This window comes from Variovorax sp. EL159 (assembly GCF_900100965.1).
Lineage (GTDB): Bacteria > Pseudomonadota > Gammaproteobacteria > Burkholderiales > Burkholderiaceae_C > Variovorax.
In genome coordinates this window covers 570,890-587,112 of record NZ_FMUJ01000002.1, presented here as the reverse complement: position 1 = coordinate 587,112, position 16,223 = coordinate 570,890, and the positions used below count along the sequence as shown (strand labels likewise).

The 16,223-nt window shown below is 66.6% G+C and carries 13 protein-coding genes; 8 read left to right on the top strand and 5 right to left on the bottom strand.

Going from position 1 to position 16,223, the window contains the following annotated elements:
• Window positions 1-182 precede the first annotated feature (182 nt).
• On the bottom strand, window positions 183-1,085 hold the full coding sequence (locus BLQ28_RS08980; protein ID WP_093238486.1) for a LysR family transcriptional regulator: 903 nt from the start codon (window positions 1,083-1,085) through the stop codon (window positions 183-185).
• A 110-nt stretch (window positions 1,086-1,195) separates the two neighbouring features.
• On the opposite strand from BLQ28_RS08980, the gene gcl reads away from it, so the two are divergent.
• The 3 genes from gcl to BLQ28_RS08965 are packed head-to-tail and all read left to right on the top strand — an operon-like array spanning window position 1,196 to window position 4,739.
• On the top strand, window positions 1,196-2,989 hold the full coding sequence (gene gcl, locus BLQ28_RS08975) for a glyoxylate carboligase (RefSeq protein WP_093238484.1): 1,794 nt from the start codon (window positions 1,196-1,198) through the stop codon (window positions 2,987-2,989).
• Window positions 2,990-3,024: 35 nt separating this feature from the next.
• Window positions 3,025-3,810, top strand: coding sequence for a hydroxypyruvate isomerase (hyi, locus tag BLQ28_RS08970; protein ID WP_093238482.1), 786 nt, complete (start codon window positions 3,025-3,027; stop codon window positions 3,808-3,810).
• 20 nt (window positions 3,811-3,830) lie between these two features.
• A complete protein-coding gene (locus BLQ28_RS08965; protein ID WP_093238481.1) occupies window positions 3,831-4,739 on the top strand; it encodes a 2-hydroxy-3-oxopropionate reductase in 909 nt (302 codons plus the stop codon).
• A 192-nt stretch (window positions 4,740-4,931) separates the two neighbouring features.
• Here the strand turns inward: BLQ28_RS08965 and BLQ28_RS08960 are convergent, their stop codons facing one another.
• Window positions 4,932-6,269 (bottom strand): NAD(P)/FAD-dependent oxidoreductase, encoded by a 1,338-nt coding sequence (locus BLQ28_RS08960; protein WP_093238479.1) that lies wholly within the window; start codon window positions 6,267-6,269, stop codon window positions 4,932-4,934.
• Between the two features lie 217 nt (window positions 6,270-6,486).
• Here BLQ28_RS08960 and BLQ28_RS08955 point away from each other — a divergent pair, with 217 nt between their 5' ends.
• Complete coding sequence (locus BLQ28_RS08955) at window positions 6,487-8,790, top strand: NADP-dependent malic enzyme (protein ID WP_093238478.1); 2,304 nt, start codon at window positions 6,487-6,489, stop codon at window positions 8,788-8,790.
• A gap of 68 nt (window positions 8,791-8,858) precedes the next feature.
• Here BLQ28_RS08955 and BLQ28_RS08950 read toward each other — a convergent pair whose 3' ends face one another.
• Genes BLQ28_RS08950 through BLQ28_RS08940 form a run of 3 tightly spaced genes read right to left on the bottom strand, consistent with a single transcriptional unit; the run spans window position 8,859 to window position 12,466 of the window.
• Window positions 8,859-9,650, bottom strand: a complete 792-nt coding sequence (locus tag BLQ28_RS08950) for an aspartate/glutamate racemase family protein (protein ID WP_093238476.1) — start codon at window positions 9,648-9,650, stop codon at window positions 8,859-8,861.
• A 31-nt stretch (window positions 9,651-9,681) separates the two neighbouring features.
• On the bottom strand, window positions 9,682-10,743 hold the full coding sequence (locus BLQ28_RS08945; protein ID WP_093238475.1) for an S-methyl thiohydantoin desulfurase domain-containing protein: 1,062 nt from the start codon (window positions 10,741-10,743) through the stop codon (window positions 9,682-9,684).
• 52 nt (window positions 10,744-10,795) lie between these two features.
• Window positions 10,796-12,466, bottom strand: coding sequence for an OPT/YSL family transporter (locus tag BLQ28_RS08940; RefSeq protein ID WP_093239415.1), 1,671 nt, complete (start codon window positions 12,464-12,466; stop codon window positions 10,796-10,798).
• Between the two features lie 159 nt (window positions 12,467-12,625).
• Between BLQ28_RS08940 and BLQ28_RS08935 the strand changes: the two genes are divergently transcribed.
• From BLQ28_RS08935 to BLQ28_RS08920, 4 genes are all read left to right on the top strand, one after another.
• A complete protein-coding gene (locus tag BLQ28_RS08935) occupies window positions 12,626-13,399 on the top strand; it encodes an IclR family transcriptional regulator (protein WP_093238473.1) in 774 nt (257 codons plus the stop codon).
• Between the two features lie 128 nt (window positions 13,400-13,527).
• A complete protein-coding gene (locus tag BLQ28_RS08930) occupies window positions 13,528-14,562 on the top strand; it encodes an ABC transporter substrate-binding protein (RefSeq protein WP_093238472.1) in 1,035 nt (344 codons plus the stop codon).
• Window positions 14,562-15,419 carry an ABC transporter ATP-binding protein gene (locus BLQ28_RS08925; RefSeq protein ID WP_093238470.1) on the top strand — a complete coding sequence of 286 codons (858 nt, stop codon included), beginning with the start codon at window positions 14,562-14,564 and terminating at the stop codon, window positions 15,417-15,419. The genes BLQ28_RS08930 and BLQ28_RS08925 overlap by 1 nt, the downstream gene beginning before the upstream one ends.
• A 13-nt stretch (window positions 15,420-15,432) precedes the next feature.
• On the top strand, window positions 15,433-16,203 hold the full coding sequence (locus BLQ28_RS08920; protein WP_093238469.1) for an ABC transporter permease: 771 nt from the start codon (window positions 15,433-15,435) through the stop codon (window positions 16,201-16,203).
• Window positions 16,204-16,223 lie beyond the last annotated feature (20 nt).

Sequence of the window (16,223 nt, the reverse complement as noted above, 5' to 3'; positions counted from 1 at the left end):
CCCTCGCGCGAATTAAGTCACGAAGAATCCGACCAAAACCCTGAATGGCTTTGGTGAGAGGAACTCGGTCAATCACATACAGGCGCGGCAACGAAGCCGACCATTCATCGGAGGCAATGATCGTGGCGCGCGTCTGTTTGACCCGGCAGCGCCACGGTGGTTGAGCGATGCGGCCCAGGCCCTCAGACCGCCCACCACCCCTCGTCGAATCGCCCCTGAAGAAAGGCCACGAAGCCCGACACCTTCCCCGGCACCAGCTTGGGCGATGGAAAGACGGCGTGGATCTCCTGCTCGGGCAGCGCATGGTCTGCCAGCACCGCGACCACCTTGCCCGCGGCCAGCGACTCGCTCGCCACATAGCGCGGCATCAGCGCGATGCCCAATCCATCGCGCGCGGCCGCGAGCACGGCCGACAGGTTGTTCGAGCGGAAGCGCCCCGACACCGGCACCGTCACCGGCTCGCCCTTGGGCGTGTGCATGCGCCAGAACTCGTCGCCCACCACGCTGCTGTAGATCAGCGCCACGTGCGCGCTCAGGTCCTGCGCGCGCTTGGGCGTGCCGTGCTTCTTCAGGTAGCCCGGCGACGCGACCATGACCCACGGATTCGCGCCAAGGTAGCGCGCCCCCAGTGACGAATCGGCCAGCTTGCCCATGCGGATCGCCACGTCGATGCCTTGCGCGATGAGGTCGACATAACGGTCCTCGAAGCTCAGGTCGAGCTGCACCTGCGGATGCCGGCGCATGTACTCCAGCGCCAGCGGCACCACCACGCGCCGCCCGAAAGCCACCGACGTGCCCACGCGCAAGAGGCCCTGTGCCTGGTTCTGCCGCAGCTGCACGATGCTGTCGGCCTCCTCGGCCTCGCGCACGATGGTCTTGCACTTCTCGTAGTACAGCGCGCCCGGTTCGGTCAGGCTCACGCCGCGCGTGTTGCGGTTGAGCAGCCGCACCTTCAGCCGCGCCTCGGTGGCCGCGACCTGCTTGGTCACGGTGGGCTGCGTGGTGTTGAACTCGCGCGCCGCCTTCGAGAAGCTGCCGGTCTCGACCACGCGCACGAACATTTCCATTGCCAAGAGACGGTCCATGGCCGGATGTTAGTCACTTATTCCGCCATGGAATAGGTTTTATGGCCCGCAGCCGTCTTCTTCGAATGCGCCCCGCTTCCTACAGTGAGGCCACCTCAAGGAGACATTCAATGGCAAAGATGACAGCGGTCCAGGCTGCGGTTCTGGTGATGGAAAAGGAAGGCGTGACGCAGGCCTTCGGCGTGCCCGGCGCGGCGATCAACCCGCTGTATTCGGCGCTGCGCCAGCGCGGCACCGTCTCGCACATCCTGGCGCGCCACGTCGAGGGCGCCTCGCACATGGCCGAGGGCTACACCCGCGCCGTGGCCGGCAACATCGGCGTGTGCATCGGCACCTCGGGTCCGGCGGGCACCGACATGATCACCGGCCTGTACTCGGCCTGGGCCGACTCCATTCCCATTCTTTGCATCACCGGCCAGGCGCCGCGCGCACGCCTGTACAAGGAAGACTTCCAGGCGGTCGACATCGAGTCGATCTCCAAGCCCGTCACCAAGTGGTCGGTCACGGTGCGCGAGCCCGGCCAGGTGCCGCAGGTCTTTCAGCAGGCCTTCCACCTGATGCGCTCGGGCCGCCCCGGCCCGGTGCTGATCGACCTGCCCTTCGACGTGCAGATGGCGCAGATCGAATTCGACATCGACGCCTACCAGCCGCTCACCCCTTACAAACCGGCCGCCACGCGCGCGCAGGTCGAAAAGGCCATCGGCATGCTGAACGCCGCCGAGCGTCCGCTGATCGTGGCCGGCGGCGGTGTCATCAACGCCGATGCGGCCGACCTGCTGGTGCGTTTTGCCGAAGCCACCGGCGTGCCGGTGATTCCCACGCTGATGGCCTGGGGCGCGATTCCGGACGACCATCCGCTGATGGCCGGCATGTGCGGCCTGCAGACCAGCCACCGCTATGGCAACGCGACCATGCTGGCGAGCGACTTCGTGCTGGGCATCGGCAACCGCTGGGCCAACCGCCACACCGGTTCGGTCGAGGTCTACACCAAGGGCCGCACCTTCGTGCACGTCGACATCGAGCCCACGCAGATCGGCCGCGTGTTCACGCCCGACTTCGGCATCGTGTCCGACGCCAAGGCCGCGCTCGAGCTCTTCGTGCAGGTGGCCGAGGAGATGAAGGCCGCCGGCAAGCTGCCGAGCCGCAGCGCCTGGGCCGGCGAATGCCGCGACCGCAAGAAGACGATGCTGCGCAAGACCAACTTCGCCGACGTGCCGATGAAGCCGCAGCGCGTGTACCAGTGCATGAACAACAACCTGGACCGCGACACCTGCTACGTGAGCACCATCGGCCTGTCGCAGATCGCGGCGGCGCAGTTCCTGCACGTGTACAACCCGCGCCACTGGATCAACTGCGGCCAGGCCGGCCCGCTGGGCTGGACCATTCCCGCCGCGCTGGGCGTGCGCGCCGCCGACCCGACGCGCAAGATCGTCGCGCTCTCGGGCGACTACGACTTCCAGTTCATGATCGAAGAGCTGGCCGTGGGCGCGCAGTTCAAGCTGCCGTACATCCACATCGTGGTCAACAACTCCTACCTCGGGCTGATCCGCCAGGCGCAGCGCGGCTTCGAGATGGACTACTGCGTGCAGCTCGCGTTCGACAACATCAACGCGGCACCCGACAGCGGCATCGAGCGCAGCTACGGCGTGGACCACATGAAGGTGGTCGAAGGCCTGGGCTGCAAGGCGATCCGCGTGAGCAAGCAGGAAGAGATGGCGCCCGCCATCGCCCGCGCCGAAGCGCTGATGGCCGAGTTCAGCGTGCCGGTGGTCATCGAGGTGATGCTGGAGCGCGTGACCAACATCGCGATGGGCACCGAGATCGACGCCATCAACGAGTTCGAACCGCTGGCCGAGAGCACGGCCGATGCACCCACGGCCCTTGCCGTGGCGATGCTGGACTGAGAGAGAAAGAAAGCAAGAACGCAAGAGAGACAGACATGCCCAAGTTCGCAGCCAACCTCACGATGCTCTTCACCGAGCTGCCTTTCATGCAACGCTTCGAGGCCGCCGCCAAGGCCGGCTTCAAGGGGGTCGAGTACCTCTTCCCCTATGCCTTCGAGAAGAAGGAGCTGGCCGCCGCGCTGCGCGACAACGGCCTGCAGCAGGTGCTGCACAACCTGCCGGCCGGCGACTGGGACAAGGGCGAGCGCGGCATCGCCTGCCACCCCGACCGCACCGGCGAGTTCCGCGAAGGCATCGCCATGGCCATCGACTACGCGACCGCGCTCGGCTGCCCACAGGTCAACTGCCTGATCGGCAAAATTCCGCCCGGTGCCGACATCAACGTGGTCAACCGCACGGTGCTCGACAACCTGCGGCTGGCCGCGCGCGAGCTGGAGGCCGCGGGCCTGCGCCTTCTGATCGAGCCGATCAACAGCTTCGACATTCCGGGCTTCTACCTCACGCGCACCGACAAGGCACTGGCGCTGATCGAGGCGGTGGGCTCGTCGAACCTGCGCGTGCAGTACGACATCTATCACGCGCAGCGCATGGAAGGCGAGCTGGGCAACACGCTCACGAAGCACCTCGCGCAGATCGGCCACATCCAGTTGGCCGACAACCCCGGGCGCGGCGAGCCGGGCACGGGCGAGATCAACTACCCGTGGCTCTTCAGGCACATCGACGCGCTGGGCTACGACGGCTGGATCGGCTGCGAATACAAGCCGCGCACCGACACCGTCGCCGGCCTCGACTGGCGCGAAGCCCTCACGCAGCCGCAATGAACAACACAGGAAACACAGACATGGCAACCCAGCAAAAAATCGGATTCATCGGCCTCGGCATCATGGGCGCGCCCATGGCGGGGCACCTGCTCGACGCGGGCTTCGAGCTCTTCGTGAACACGCACGGCAACACGCCGGAGCCCTTCGTTTCGAAGGCGACCATCTGCGCCTCGGGCGCCGAGGTGGCGCGCAAGGCCGACATCATCTTCATCATGGTGCCCGACACGCCCGACGTCGAGAAGGTGCTGTTCGGCGAACCCGGCAAGGAAGGCGTGGCCGCGGGCCTGAAGGATTCGCACGGCAAGATCGTAGTCGACTGCAGCTCCATCGACCCGATCGCGACGAAAGACTTTGCACGCCGCATCACGGCGCTGGGCGCGGGCTACATCGATGCCCCGGTCTCGGGCGGCGAAGTGGGCGCCAAGGCTGCGAGCCTGACGATCATGTGCGGTGGCGAAGAAGGCACCTTCGGCCGCGTGAAGCCGCTGCTCGAGAAGATGGGCAAGAACGTCACGCTGGTGGGCGGTGCGGGCGATGGCCAGGTCTGCAAGGTGGCCAACCAGATCATCGTGGCGCTGAACATCGCGGCCGTGGGCGAGGCACTGGTGTTCGCCTCGAAGGCCGGTGCCGACCCGGCCAAGGTGCGGCAGGCGCTGATGGGTGGCTTTGCCAGCTCGCGCATTCTCGAAGTACATGGCGAACGGATGATCAAGCGCACCTTCGCGCCGGGGTTCCGCATTTCGCTGCACCAGAAGGACCTGAACCTGGCGATGCAGAGTGCGCGTTCGCTTGGTGTGTCGTTGCCGCAGACGGCCAATGCGGCGCAGCTCATGAATGCCTGCTCGGCGCTGGGCTATGGCCAGCTCGATCATTCGGCGCTGGTGAAGGCGCTCGAAGCGCTGGCCCAGCACACTGTTTCGCCGGACTGAGCCTCTTTGAAGGGCTGCGCAGGGGGCGGAGTCATTCGGGGTACGTGCGGATGGCACCGGGTACTCCCCTCCGCGAATGTCCCCCGGGGCGGTAGCCCGAAGGCCGGGGGACATTCGCGGAGGGGAGTACGCCGTCGGCGTGAGCGACGCCCCGAATGCGCCGGGAACAACGCCCCGGCCCCACGCATGAGATCAGCTCTTCGCAGCTTCCAGCGATTCCTTGAGATTGCGCCGGCGCCACGCCCAAGTCTTGATGGCCTGCGGAAGGATGCCGACGCACGACGCGTAGTACGTCACCTTGAAGCCCCAGAAGCGCGGCCCGATGGGCGTGTTGCGGAACAGGTCGCCGGCCAGGATGGACAGCAGCGCCTCCTGCATGCGCCAGATGTTGCGCGGCGCCATGAACAGGCGGCGGATGGCCGGCGAGGTGATGCGGTAGATGAACCACGAGAACATCTTCGGCCCGCGCTTCATGACCTTCTCGTAGTGCCGGAAGGCCTTCTCGGCCTCCTTCGCCTCGCCCTTGAGCCAGAAGTCGGCCGCGGTGGCGGCCTCGAAGCCGCTGTTCATTGCCAGGTACACGCCCGACGAGAACATCGGATCGACGAAAGCATAGGCGTCGCCGACCATCATGAAGCGGTCGCCGCGGCAGAACTTCGAGTCGTAGGCGTAGTTGCCGGTCGAGGTGGCACCTTCCATCAGCGTGGCGTTCTTCAGGCGCGCGGCCAGCTTGGGTGCCAGCGCGATGGTTTCCATCAGGAACTCTTCGAGCGAACCCTTGCGGCGCTTGAAGTAGGCCGGCGATGCCACCGCGCCCACGCTCACCGTGCCGTCTTTCAGCGGGATGTACCAGAACCAGCCATGGTCGAACCAGAACAGCGAAATGTTGCCCTCGAAGCGGCCCGGCCGGCGCTCGGCATTGGCGAAGTGACCATAGAGCGCCGCGCTGGCGTGCTTGCGGTTGCGCTGCTTGGCGTCGAACTGGTTCGACAGCAGCGTGTCGCGCCCGCTCGCGTCGATCACGAAGCGCGGGCGCCAGCTGGTTTCGGTGCCGTCGTCAGCCTTGACCTTCACCAGCGGGCGGTTGTCGGGCGTGCCCTTGCCGGCATCCATGTCCACGCCGGTGACGCGCTGGCCCTCGAAGGTGCGGGCACCGCGCTTGCCGGCATGGCGGAACAGCAGCTCGTCGAATTCCGAACGGCGGACGTGCACGGCATAGGGAAAACTCTTGTCCATCGCCTGGCCGAAGTCGAAGTGGCTGCTGTGGTCGTGCCAGGGCGAGACGAACTCGGCACCGTGCTTGCGCAGGCCGATGGCCTCGACCTCGGTGCGAACGCCCAGCCGGTCGAACAGCGGCATGTTCATTGGCAACAGCGATTCGCCGATGTGAAAGCGCGGATGCTGCGCCTTCTCGATCAGCACCACGTCGTGCCCCTTGTCGGCAAGCAGCGCCGCCACGGTGGAGCCCGAAGGGCCGCCGCCGATGACGACGACGTCCGGGTCGGTGCCGATGAAAGGTCCGGGTGTCATGCGCTGCCCCTCTGTTGTCGTTTTGTATCGTGGTTGACGATGCCCCAATTAACTTTGGGTAACAGTGCCGCAGTTTAGCGAACCGGCCAGCCGGGCCGATCAGGCGGAAGATATGCATCCAGGTGTTATCGATCCAGGCCTTTTCGGCATTCACCCTGAAAGAACAAGCCGCACTTTTGCGGTAGCCTCATTGCCCGTCAGAAACAAGGAGACATTCATGGCTGCACCCCTTTCCCCCGCAGAAGAAGCACTTCGCGAAGCAGCGCGCGAATACCACCGCTCGCCCGTCAAGGGCAAGATCTCGGTCACCCCGACCAAGCCCCTGCTGAACCAGCGCGACCTGTCGCTGGCCTATTCGCCAGGCGTGGCCTATCCCTGTCTCGACATCGCGGCCGACCCGGCCCTGGCCACCGAATACACCGCCCGCGGCAACCTCGTGGGCGTGGTCACCAACGGCACGGCCGTGCTGGGCCTGGGCAACATCGGCCCGCTGGCCGCCAAGCCGGTGATGGAAGGCAAGGGCTGCCTGTTCAAGAAATTCGCCGGCATCGACGTGTTCGACATCGAGCTGGCCGAGAACGACCCCGACAAGCTGGTCGAGATCATCGCGGCGCTGGAACCCACGCTGGGCGGCATCAACCTCGAAGACATCAAGGCACCCGAGTGCTTCTACATCGAGAAGAAGCTGCGCGAGCGCATGAACATCCCGGTGTTCCATGACGACCAGCACGGCACGGCCATCATCTCGGCCGCCGCCCTCCTGAACGGCCTGGAACTGGTCGGCAAGAAGATCGAGGAAGTGAAGATCGCGGTGTCGGGCGCCGGCGCCGCCGCCATTGCCTGCCTGGACGTGATGGTGGGCCTGGGCGCCAAGCCCGCCAACATCTACGCCTGCGACTCCAAGGGCCTGATCTACGCCGGCCGTGCCGGTGGCTTCGACGAGTCCAAGACGCGCTACGCCCAGAAAGACACCGGCGCCCGCACCCTGGCCGACGTGGTCAAGGACGCCGATGTGTTCCTCGGCTGCTCGGCCCCCGGCGTGATGTCGGCCGAGATGGTCAAGACCATGGGCACGCAGCCGATCATCCTGGCGCTGGCCAACCCCGAGCCCGAGATCCGGCCCGAGCTGGCCAAGGCCGTGCGGCCCGACTGCATCATCGCCACCGGCCGTTCGGACTACCCGAACCAGGTCAACAACGTGCTGTGCTTCCCGTACATCTTCCGCGGCGCGCTCGATTGCGGCGCCACCAAGATCACGGAAGAAATGAAGCTGGCCTGCGTGCGCGAGATCGCCGAGCTGACCAAGGCCGACATCAGCGAAGAAGTGGCCACCGCCTATGCCGGCCAGGAGCTGGCCTTCGGCCCCGACTACATCATTCCGAAGCCCTTCGACTCGCGCCTGATCCTGCGCATCGCGCCAGCCGTGGCCAAGGCCGCCGCAGCCTCCGGCGTGGCCACGCGTCCGATCGAGGACATGGAGAGCTACCGCCAGCACCTGACGCGCTTCGTCTACCAGACCGGCATGTTCATGCGCCCGGTGTTCACCGCCGCCAAGCTGGCCACGGCCAAGCGCGTGGCGTACGCCGAAGGCGAAGACGAGCGCGTGCTGCGCGCCGCCCAACTGGCCGTCGACGAAGGCCTGGCAAGGCCGATCCTGGTGGGCCGCCCCGCCGTGATCGAGGCGCGCATCAAGAAGGCCGGCCTGCACATCCGCGTGGGCACCGACTTCGAGATCGTCAACCCCGAAGACGACCCGCGCTTTCGCATCTACTGGGAGAGCTTCCACAAGCTCATGGGCCGCCGCGGCGTCACGCCCGAGGCTGCCAAGACGATGGTGCGCCGCTCCAACACCACCATCGCCGCGCTGATGCTGCACCTGGGCGATGCCGACGCGATGATCTGCGGCCTGGTCGGGCGCTTCGACGTGCACCTGGAGCACATCCGCAACCTGATCGGCCTGAAGCGCGGCGCACCGGGCTTCGCGACGCTGAACGCGCTCACGCTCGAAAAGCGTACGGTCTTCATCACCGACACCAACGTGAACGAAGACCCGAGCGCCGAGTTGCTGGCCAGCATCGCGATGATGGCCGCCGAGGAAGTGCGCCGCTTCGGCATGCCGCCGAAGGTGGCGTTCCTCTCGCACTCGAACTACGGCACCTCGAGCCGCGCCTCGGCGCGCAAGATGCGGCTGGCGCGCGACCTGTTCTCGCAGATGGCACCCGACATCGAGTGCGACGGCGAAATGCATGGCGACTCGGCCCTGTCCGAAGAAGTGCGCCGCACCGCCCTGCCCGAGACCACGCTCACCGGCGAAGCCAACCTGCTGGTGTGCCCGAACCTCGATTCGGCACACATCCTCTACAACGTGCTGAAGATGACCGGCGCCAACGGCATCACGGTCGGCCCGATCCTGTTGGGTGCGGCAGGCTCGGCGCATGTGCTGACCCCCACGTCGACTGTTCGGCGCATCGTCAACATGACGGCGCTGGCTGTGGCGAATGCAACGACGGCGCTGAAGTAAGCCTGCGCCGGCTCCATTGAAAACGCCCCGCTGCGGCCATCGCAGCGGGGCGTTTTTCTTGATGCCGTTCAGGCGTGGAAAGGCGATGCGATGGGTAGCTGCGCCGGGTCGAAGACATTCCAGGCCAGCAGCTCTTCAGCCTCAGGCGGTGGTTCGCAGCCACCCACGCGGCTGGGCTTCCAGCCGAAGCGCTGCTTCGTGTCGGCCAGCGCCTCGGCGCGCTTGAAAGCCGCCAGCGCCGAGTCGATGACGGGCACGCCCAGCACGTCCTGCAGCTGCTTGTAGAAGCCGAACTCCAGCGTGCAACCGAGGATGAGCGCCTCGGCGCCGTCTTCGTCGATGGCGCGCCGGCCCTGCTCGACCATGCGGCGCACGGTCTCGTTGCGGTCGCGCTGGAAGTCTTCCACGCCCAGCTGCAGCGCGCGGCACGAGGCCAGCAGATGGCCGTGGCCGTACTCGCGCACCCGCGACTCGATGCGCGGCACCCACTTGCGGCGCCCGACGATGATCGACACCTTCTGCGCCAGGTTCGATGCGATCTCGAACGACGCCTGGCATGGCGCGACCACCACCGTCTCGCCCGAGATCTCGCGCGCCTCGACCAGCACCGGGTCGTAGAAGCAGCCGACCACCACGGCGTCGAACTGCTTCACGGCGGCATCGCGCACCACGCGCACGATGTCGGCGCCCAGCAAGGCCTCGTAGCTCTGGTACTCGACGTGGTGCTGCACCGAAGGGTTGCGCAGCGACACCACCTCGACCTCGGTGCCGGGGTTCTTCACTTCGGCGAACTCCCGGGCAAAGCGCTCGTTGTAGGTGTCGTTGCCGACGGCTCGGATCCATCGCACGCGCAATGTCATGGTGATTGCTCCCTGTGTGGGTTGGAACGGATCAGGCCAGCGCTTCTTCGGGTGCGAAGGCCTCACCCAGCGACTTCTCGAGCGGCCGATACAGCTCGGGCATGAACATCGTGCGCGAGAGCAACAGGCGCGCGCGCGGTGCCACCAGCACGCGCAGCTTCGCGCCCTGGCGCACATGCGCCGACACCACCGGTTTGCCGTCGTCCGAGAAGGTCATCACCAGATCAGGGAAGCGGGCGATGCGCTTGCCGCCTTGCTCCAGCAGCATGTATTCGTTGATGAAGCGCAGCGTGGTGCCGGCCGCATCGTCGAGTTCGACCACGCCCACGTCCAGCCCTTCCTGCTGCTCGCAGCGGTAGGTACGCACGGTGCCCTCGGCCACGATGCGCCCGTCGAGCGAACGTGCCACGGCATCGACACCGCCATCGAGGTAGGTCTGGCCCAGCGCAATCGCATGGCTGATGGCGCCCGGCGCACCGTGCTGGCGGGCATAGCCCACGCTCACCGGATTGCGCGCCACGGCCACGAGGCCACCCGCCTCGACCGAGGCGCGGCGCACCACGGCGGAGGTCTGTTCCAGCCGGCCCGACACCACGCCTTCGACATAGCGGTGCGGCTCGCCGCCCGAATAGGCCTGCACCGACAGGTAGTCGGGCTCGGTGTGCAGGCCCAGCGCGCCCATCACGCTTGATGGATGCGCGCGGCCGTTGCAGGCCAGGTCGATCACGGGCAGGCCGGTCATGGCGGCGTGGAACCAGCCGTTGACCGTGGTTTCGGCGCCGTTCTCGTTGGCATGCAGGCCGACCAGCTTCTGCCCCGCGGGCAGCTCGCGGCGCAGCAGTTCGAGCGTGCGCAGCAGATGCGCGGGCTGCACATGCGGATCGGGCGCGGCCGGTGCACCGACCAGCGCCATCGTGGCCGTGAGCGCGGCCGGCTCGAACTCGTCGACGCTCCACAGCTGCGGCGTGCCGACCTGCAGCGCGAGCTTCGCGGCGCGCTCGCCGGCCTCGATCAGCCCGCCGCCGCCGCCACCGAGGATGGCGCCGCCCCAGATGGCCGCGCGAACGTCGTCGCTTGTCAGATTGCGTTTCATGGATTCGTTGTTCCTGTGTGATGAAGGGAAGAAAAAAGAAAGGTGCGCAGCGCTACTTGCGCAGGCTCTTCACGGCGCCGGAGAAGAAGCTGTAGAGCGCATCGCCCGCGATCACGCCGCCTGCAAACACCTCAAGCTTTTCGCGCGCGGACACGCCCACCACGCGATGCACGACAAGGCGGCAGGCGATGCCGGCCGCGACCATCCAGCCGGCCATCGGGCTCGCGATGAGCAGACCGGTGGCGAACAGCACGCCCAGTTGCTGGCGCGAGCCGCCCAGCACTTGCAGGATGGCGCCGGGAATGGCCCACAGCGCGAGGTTGCGCGCCGTGTCGCCCGAGATGCCGGCCTTGATGGCGGCCACGTAGGCGGCGTTGATGGGCGCCGTCTGGTGGTTGGCGAAGAACATCCTGTAGGTGCAGGCGACCACGACGATGGCCACCGCAAATCCCACCATGCCGGCGATCATCTGTTCGCGCCGGCCATCCAGCTCGAAGGCCGTGCCCGAGGTCTCGCCACGCAGGATGTGGCCGGCCTTGAGGTCGTAACCCATGTCCGCGAAGGCCGGCCCGGTGGCAGCCGAGAAGCCGGCCAGCACCACCAGCGCCTCGGGCGGAAAGCCGATCAGGATGCCGATGAGCAGCGAGATCAGCGCCACCGCGAACGCGGGGAACCAGCCCGAGTGCATCGCCGCGATGCCGACGATCAGCTCATGCACGAAGGCCGCGAAGGTGCCGTAGATGACGAAGCACACGAGCATCGCGGGCGACATGCCGGTGTACACACCGGTACCCGCGGCCAGCAGCACCATGATCGCCAGGTAGCCGGCACTGCCCAGCCGCAGCGAGCGGCCGAGCGCGGTGGCGCCGCGCGCCTCTTGCGTATCGGCCGGTGCATTGCGCGAGCCGCTGTCGCGCTTCTTCAGCACCACGCGCGCCACCTGCACCAGCGCGACGATGCCGGCGCCGATCATCATGCCGTGCGGCACGTAGAGCGTGCCGATGTCCATGCCGAAGAGCGGCGTCGAATAGCCGCGCACCAGCAGCCCGATGCCGAAGGCGATCATCGCGCCGAGGCCGCCGATCAGCGCCACGCCGAAGGCCGACATCGGCAGCTTGAACACCGCACCCGCCACGCCCGTCGCCAGCCCGCCGAGCAGCAGCCAGGCCTGCTTGCCACCGCCGTCGCCGGCCTTGATGGCCTCGGCCGCGGCAATGCCCAGCGGCCATGGGTTCTTCGCCGGAAAGGCCGGCGTGTCGAACATGCGATAGAGCAGCCAGGCGTCGAGCAGCATCGCCAGGCTCACGCCCACCAGCATCGGCACCACCATGTCGGGCAGGCCGAAGAGAAAGGGAATGCCGATCGGCAGGAACAGGCTGTTGGCCGCACCGAAGGTGGCCGACGAAATGCTGGTCTGCGCCAGGTTCTGCGCATGCACCGAGCGGAAGCCCCGGAACATGGCCAGCGGCACGCGCGCCAGCGTCATGGCCGCGAGCGCGCCGATCAGCGAAGTGCTCGGCGTGATGCCCAGGCTCGCCAGCATCTGGATGCCGACGATGGCGCCAAACACGCTCAGCACCACCGTGAGGATCAGGTTGGCGGGGGCCAGTGCCTTTGGATGTGGGTGATGGTGGGGGCCGCTCGATGCCTGCGCGGCCAGCCGCGCCTTCGATGCAGCGCCTTCGTCGTGCAGCGGCACGGCCGCCGTCACTTCATGGGTCATGGTCATTCCTTGAAAGTTCCATTTTTTGGAACTCAATCCAATAAAATAGAACCAAATGATAGGACGGCGCAATCCGCTGTCAAGGCGCGTTCGCCCCCATCCGGGAAGACCCCGATGCCGTCGAACCTATGATCCCCAACCCGCCACAAGCCAAGAAATATGAGCACCCTCGCCAACGCCATGGACGTCCTGAAACTGATCGCGCGGCTGCGCCGCGACATCACGGTGACGGACGTGGTGACCGAGCTGGGCCTGCCGAAAAGCTCGGCCTCGCGCACGCTGAGCATGATGGCCAGCTACGGCTTTCTCGACCGCGACGCGGCCACGCGCGCCTACCGGCCGGGCGGCGTGATCATGGAAGCCTCGTACCACTTCCGCGCCTCGCGCAACGCCGCGTCGCTGGTGGAAGAGGCGCTCGATGCGCTGGTGCGCGAGACCCGCTTCACCGGCTACATCAACGTGCTCGACGGTGTCGACACGCTGGTGATCCAGATGCGCACCGGCGCCGGCGCGCTGCAGATCTACACGCCGCCGGGCAGCCGCGCACCGGCCTATTCGAGCGCCATGGGCCGCGCGCTGCTGGCTCGCCAAAGCGACGAAGAAGTGGTGGCGCTGCTGGGCACCCGGCTCGACCAGGGCCGCGGCCATGCGCCGAAAACCCGCAAGGATCTGCTGGGCCGGCTGGCCGTCATCCGCGAGACCGGCTGGGCCCTGTCGCGCGGCGAATACGTGACCAACGTGGCCGGCATTTCGTCCGCGGTGTTCGACGCCGCCACGCGCCAGACCTACGCCTTCGGCATCGCGCTGCCGGCGGAGCTGCTGTCGGAGCCACTCATCGAACGCTTCGGCGCGATCGTGCGCGATGCCGCCAGCAGCGTCGGCAAGCGGGTCGGCGACCCGTATTGGCTCGGCTTCGGTGCAGCAGATGCCTGAATCACGGGCCTGAACCCCTGGAAGGTGCAGGCCATGCACCACCGCGTTTCACCGGAAGGGTTCGCACCAATCGCGTGCGGGCACCGTTTTTGCTTGAATGCCGAAGCATTCACATTCACGGAAACCGCATGAACAAGCGCCAACTGATCCAGTCCTTCCTCGCCGCCTCGGCTCTGAGCTTCGGCCTTGCTCCGGCCTTTGCGCAGACCCCGACGCCGATCAAGTTCCAGCTCGACTGGCGCTTCGAAGGACCGGCCGCGCTGTTCCTGCACCCCGCCGCCAAGGGCTACTTCAAGGCCGCCGGCCTCGACGTGACCATCGACGCCGGCAACGGCTCGGGCGGCACCGTCACGCGCGTGGCCTCGGGCGCCTATGAAATGGGTTTTGCCGACCTCGCGGCGCTCATGGAATTCCACGCCAACAACCCCGACAGCCCGAACAAGCCGGTCGCGGTGATGATGGTCTACAACAACACGCCGGCCTCGGTCATGGCGCTCAAGAAGAGCGGCATCACCAAGCCGGCCGACCTCACAGGCAAGAAGCTCGGCGCGCCGGTGTTCGACGCGGGCCGCCGCGCCTTCCCGATCTTCGCGAAGGCCAACAACATCGGCGCCGTCAACTGGACCGCGATGGACCCGACGCTGCGCGAAACCATGCTGATGCGCGGCGACATCGACGCCATCACCGGCTTCACCTTCACCTCGCTGCTCAACCTCGAGGCGCGCGGCGCCAAGACGGCCGACGTGGTGATCCTTCCCTACCCCGACTACGGCGTGAAGCTCTACGGCAACGTCATCATCGCGTCGCCCAAGCTCATCAAGGAGAACCCGGCGGCGGTGAAGGCCTTCCTCTCGGCCTTCACCAAGGGCGCGAAGGAAGTCATTGCCAACCCCGCCGCGGCCATCGCCTCGGTGAAGGCACGCGACGGCATCGTCGACAGCAAGCTCGAAACGCGCCGCCTGCAACTGGCGATCGACACCGTCATCAACAGCCCCGATGCGCGCACCGAAGGCTTCGGCGTGGTCAATGCAGGCCGCATGGCGCTGATGGCATCGCAGGTGTCGGACGCGTTCAACACCAAGACCCGCGTGAGCCCCGATGCCGTGTGGACAGCCTCGCTGCTGCCGCCCGCCGCTGAACTCAACACCGTCCTGCGCAAGTGATGCAGGCAGCCCCGTCGGACACCACGGCTCCCTTCGTCGACTTCCAGGACGTCTGGCTCGCCTACAACGAAGAGCTGCTGCGCGCGAACCACTTCGCAGTCGAGGCCATCGACCTGAAGGTCAGGCGCGGCGAATTCATCGCCATCGTCGGGCCTTCGGGCTGCGGCAAGTCGACCTTCATGAAGCTCACCACCGGGCTGAAGATGCCGTCGATGGGCAAGATCCGCATCGACGGTGCACCGGTCACCGGGCCGCTGAAGATCTCGGGCATGGCCTTCCAGGCGCCGTCGCTGCTGCCGTGGCGCACCACGGTCGACAACGTGCTGCTGCCGCTCGAAATCGTCGAGCCCTACCGCTCGAACTTCAAGGCCAAGCGCAAGGAATACGTCGAGCGCGCGCGCAAGCTGCTGCAGAAGGTGGGCCTTGCAGGCTACGAAGACAAGTTTCCGTGGCAGCTCTCGGGCGGCATGCAGCAGCGCGCGAGCATCTGCCGCGCGCTCATCCACGAGCCCAAGATGCTGCTGCTCGACGAGCCCTTCGGCGCGCTCGATGCGTTCACGCGCGAAGAGCTGTGGTGCATCCTGCGCGACCTCTGGACCGAGCAGCAGTTCAACGTGATCCTGGTCACGCACGACCTGCGCGAGTCGGTGTTCCTGGCCGACACGGTGTATGTGATGAGCAAGAGCCCGGGCCGCTTCGTGGTCAAGCGCGAGATCGAGCTGCCGCGTCCGCGCGAGCTGGAGCTGACCTACACGAAGGAGTTCACCGACATCGTGCTGGAGCTTCGCGGGCACATCGGCGCCATCCGCAACACGGGCATCAGCGCGGCGCAGACGGCCGCCGCTGCGGCCCATTGAGCGGAGCGCACCCATGAAGAACACCAAGCAAATCGAACGCTGGTCGCCGTGGCTGCTGCTGGTCGCGGTGATCCTGCTGTGGCAGATCATCTGCGCGGGCTTCGAGGTCTCCGACTTCATCTTCCCGAGCCCCTGGCGCATCTGGACGCAGTTCTGGGAATACAAGGAAATCATCGCGGGCCATGCGTGGCGCACCTTCTGGGTCACGATGGCGGGCTTCGGCCTGGCGATCGTGGTGGGCGTGCTGATGGGCTTCGTCATCGGCAGCTCGCGCATTGCCTATGCGGCGATCTACCCGCTGATGACGGCCTTCAACGCCCTGCCCAAGGCGGCCTTCGTGCCGATCCTGGTGGTGTGGTTCGGCATCGGTGTCGGCCCGGCGATCCTCACGGCCTTCCTGATCAGCTTCTTCCCGATCATGGTCAACATCGCGACCGGCCTGGCCACGCTGGAGCCCGAACTCGAAGACGTGCTGCGCGTGCTCGGCGCCAAGCGCTGGGACGTGCTCATGAAGATCGGCCTGCCGCGCTCCATGCCCTACTTCTTCGGCTCGCTGAAGGTCGCCATCACCCTGGCCTTCGTCGGCACCACGGTGAGCGAGATGACGGCCGCCAACGAAGGTATCGGCTATCTGCTGATCTCCGCCGGCTCGGCCATGCAGATGGGCCTGGCCTTCGCGGGCCTGATGGTGGTGGGCGCGATGGCCATGCTGATGTACGAGCTTTTCAGCGTGATCGAAAAGCACACGACCGGCTGGGCGCACCGCGGTTCGCAGAACCAGTAGGCGCACGAGGATATCGCGGC

Coding starts and splice junctions, on each gene's coding strand:
- BLQ28_RS08980 (WP_093238486.1), bottom strand. CDS start 1,085: ATGGACCGTCTCTTGGCAATGGAAATGTTCGTGCGCGTGGTCGAGACC.
- BLQ28_RS08950 (WP_093238476.1), bottom strand. CDS start 9,650: ATGACATTGCGCGTGCGATGGATCCGAGCCGTCGGCAACGACACCTAC.
- BLQ28_RS08960 (WP_093238479.1), bottom strand. CDS start 6,269: ATGACACCCGGACCTTTCATCGGCACCGACCCGGACGTCGTCGTCATC.
- BLQ28_RS08965 (WP_093238481.1), top strand. CDS start 3,831: ATGGCAACCCAGCAAAAAATCGGATTCATCGGCCTCGGCATCATGGGC.
- BLQ28_RS08935 (WP_093238473.1), top strand. CDS start 12,626: ATGAGCACCCTCGCCAACGCCATGGACGTCCTGAAACTGATCGCGCGG.
- BLQ28_RS08920 (WP_093238469.1), top strand. CDS start 15,433: ATGAAGAACACCAAGCAAATCGAACGCTGGTCGCCGTGGCTGCTGCTG.
- BLQ28_RS08945 (WP_093238475.1), bottom strand. CDS start 10,743: ATGAAACGCAATCTGACAAGCGACGACGTTCGCGCGGCCATCTGGGGC.
- BLQ28_RS08925 (WP_093238470.1), top strand. CDS start 14,562: ATGCAGGCAGCCCCGTCGGACACCACGGCTCCCTTCGTCGACTTCCAG.
- gcl (WP_093238484.1), top strand. CDS start 1,196: ATGGCAAAGATGACAGCGGTCCAGGCTGCGGTTCTGGTGATGGAAAAG.
- hyi (WP_093238482.1), top strand. CDS start 3,025: ATGCCCAAGTTCGCAGCCAACCTCACGATGCTCTTCACCGAGCTGCCT.
- BLQ28_RS08940 (WP_093239415.1), bottom strand. CDS start 12,466: ATGACCCATGAAGTGACGGCGGCCGTGCCGCTGCACGACGAAGGCGCT.
- BLQ28_RS08955 (WP_093238478.1), top strand. CDS start 6,487: ATGGCTGCACCCCTTTCCCCCGCAGAAGAAGCACTTCGCGAAGCAGCG.
- BLQ28_RS08930 (WP_093238472.1), top strand. CDS start 13,528: ATGAACAAGCGCCAACTGATCCAGTCCTTCCTCGCCGCCTCGGCTCTG.